The sequence below is a fragment of the Roseitalea sp. genome, from assembly GCF_984466335.1.
Genome location: NZ_CFIFWG010000243.1, coordinates 1 through 2,568, shown reverse-complemented (window position 1 = coordinate 2,568; position 2,568 = coordinate 1). Strand labels below are relative to the sequence as shown.

Annotated in this window: 3 protein-coding genes; all 3 read left to right on the top strand. The window is 70.1% G+C overall.

Translation table 11 applies throughout. The features are described 5' to 3' along the window. Positions 1-1,533, top strand: a 1,533-nt coding sequence (fliF, locus tag AC5E6L_RS15070; protein WP_491774393.1) for a flagellar basal-body MS-ring/collar protein FliF, incomplete at its 5' end; no start/stop codon positions are given. A 1-nt stretch (position 1,534) separates the two neighbouring features. Beyond that, positions 1,535-2,344 (top strand): hypothetical protein, encoded by an 810-nt coding sequence (locus AC5E6L_RS15065; RefSeq protein ID WP_491774392.1) that lies wholly within the window; start codon positions 1,535-1,537, stop codon positions 2,342-2,344. Continuing rightward, the coding region (locus AC5E6L_RS15060; protein ID WP_491774390.1) for a flagellar motor protein MotB at positions 2,341-2,568 on the top strand (228 nt) is incomplete at its 3' end. The genes AC5E6L_RS15065 and AC5E6L_RS15060, both read left to right, overlap by 4 nt.

The window sequence follows — 2,568 nt, the reverse complement described above, 5'->3', positions numbered from 1 at the left end:
GTCGGCGTCGGTTCGGCCTTTGTGAACCGGCCCGCCTACCAGCCGCTCTATGTCGGCCTTGAGCGCGACGATGTCACGCGCATGGGCCTGGCGCTGGGCGAGGCCGGCATCGTCTATGACGTCGATGCGGAAGGCACGGCGCTCATGGTGCCCGGCGGCATGACCGGCCGGGCGCGGATGATCCTGGCCGAGAAGGGCCTGCCGTCGGGCGCGGGCGCCGGGTACGAGCTTTTCGACGATCTGGGCTCGCTCGGCCTGACCTCCTTCATGCAGGAAGTCACGCGCGTGCGCGCGCTCGAAGGCGAGATCGCCCGGTCGATCCAGACGATCAGCGGCGTCAAGGGCGCGCGCGTGCATATCGTCATGGCCGAACGCGGCAATTTCCGCCGCGCCGAGCAGGTGCCGACCGCATCGGTGATCATCCGCTTCGATCGGGCCGGCGTCGAAAGCCGCGCCAACGCCATACGGCACCTGGTCGCCGCGGCGGTGCCGGGCATGGTCGCCGACAATGTCACGGTGCTCGATTCCGCGGGCAGGCTGCTCGCCGCCGGCGAGGACCCGCTCACCAGTTCGGCCTCCAGCGCCATCGGGATCGAGGCGACGGTCGAAAACCAGCTCGCCGACAGCATCCACCGCGCGCTGGCGGCCACGCTGGGCGGCGCCAACTTCCGCGTCAGCGTTCAGGCCGACGTCAACACCGACCAGCGGCAGATCGAGGAGACGATCTTCGATCCCGACAGCCGTGTCGAGCGTTCGGTGCAGGTTGTGCGCAGCGAGGATGCCGCGACCGAGCAGTTCACCGCCGACCCCGTCACGGTCGCCGAGGATCTGCCCCGGGACGCGCAGCAGGGCGGTGGCGATTCGAGCATCAACGAGCGCAGCGAGCGCCGCGAGGAAACCACCAATTACGAGCTTAGCTCGAAGCGCACCGCGACGGTTTCGAGCGGCTACACGGTCGACCGGCTGTCGATCGCCGTGGTGGTCAACCGCGCGCGCTTCGTCGGGCCCGGCGGAACGCCGCTGGAGCCGGCCCGGATCGATGAGCGTCTGGCCCAGATTCGCACGATCGCCGCGGCCGCCGCCGGCGTTATCGACGAGCGCGGCGACGTTCTCAGCGTCACCGCGCTCGATTTTGTCGAGGGCGTGGCCGAGGCTGGCTCCGCCGCGCCCGGCGCCATGGCCTCTCTGACCGAGCATCTGGGCACGGCGATCAACGCGCTTGCCTTCGTCGGCGTGATCCTGGCGGTGATCTTCCTTGCGGTGCGGCCGATGATCAATGTGCTGCGTTCAGGCGATTTCGCCGAGCAGGTCGCGCGTGTCGAGGCCGCCCCGACGCCGCTGCTGGCCGGCCAGGGCGCCGGCGCCGCAGACGCCGCCATGGCCGGCGGCGGCGAATCCCTTGTCGACATGGCGGCCGAATCGATCCAGCTGAAACCCGCGCCCGAAGAGCGCCTGTCGCGGATCGTCGACATGAACGAGGAGCGCGCCGCGCAGATCCTGCGCCGCTGGCTCGGCAACGAAGCGGTCTCCTAGGATGGGTGGGGCCCTCAAGACGCTGCTTCCCGATTTCGCCGAGGACGACACGCCCGACGCTTTGGCGGCCGCCGCCGGCGTTTTCGAGCCGCTGTTCGATCCACGCGGGGCGGCGCCGGGCTTCGATCCGTCCCCGCCCGTGCCGGTCCGCGCGCCTTGTCGCGAAGACGTCGCTCCTGTGCGTGGCCACATGTCCCCTGATCGGGACGCCGCCGGCCTTCAGTCCATGCTGACCCAGGTCTTTACGCCACCGGCCGCCCAAGCCCCCCAAGCCGTCCAGGCCCTCCAACGCCCCCCGTCCGACGGCGTTGAGGGCGATCCGGCGTCCGCGCAGCCCGGTCCGGCGATGCCGGAGCCCGAGGCGGACCGTGCCGCCGAAGGGCCGGACAGCGATGCGCGGATCGCCGGGCTGACCGCCGAGATCGAAGCACTCAGGAAGGCCCATGCCGCCGAGCTTGCGCGGCTTGCCGGACACGCCGTGCCGGCCATGGCCGAGGCCGTCGCCGGGGCCGTGAAGGCCGCCCTCGGCCCGATGCTGGCCCATCCGCTGATGGCGGCGGTCGAGACGGCTGCCCTTGACCGGTTCTGCGCCCAACTGGCCGAGGCGATCCGCGCCGGCGGCTGGGTCCGGGCGAAGGTTTCCGGGCCGCAGGCGCTTCTCGATACGCTCGCCGCCGATTGGCCCCCGGATCTGGCCGCGCCCGAATTCGCCCTCGCCGACGAGGCCGAACTGGTGGCAATTGTCGACACGCAGGTGCTGTCGACGCGCCTTGGCGAGATGCGCGCGCTGCTGATGGGAGACGCGCAATGAGTGCCGTGCAGGAGCGCCAGGAAATCATCATCGTCAAGCGCGGCCACGACGATCATGACGATCACCATGGCGGCGCCTGGAAGATCGCCTTCGCCGACTTCATGACGGCGATGTTCTGTCTGTTCCTCGTGCTGTGGCTGGTCAATGCCGCCAACGAGGAGACCAAGCAGGCGGTTGCCAGTTACTTCAACCCGGTCAAGCTGGTCGACCGGAACCGCTCGGTG

Bases quoted from the DNA above. Each gene is read 5' to 3' on its own strand.
- AC5E6L_RS15065 (WP_491774392.1), top strand. From the start codon at position 1,535: ATGGGTGGGGCCCTCAAGACGCTGCTTCCCGATTTCGCCGAGGACGAC.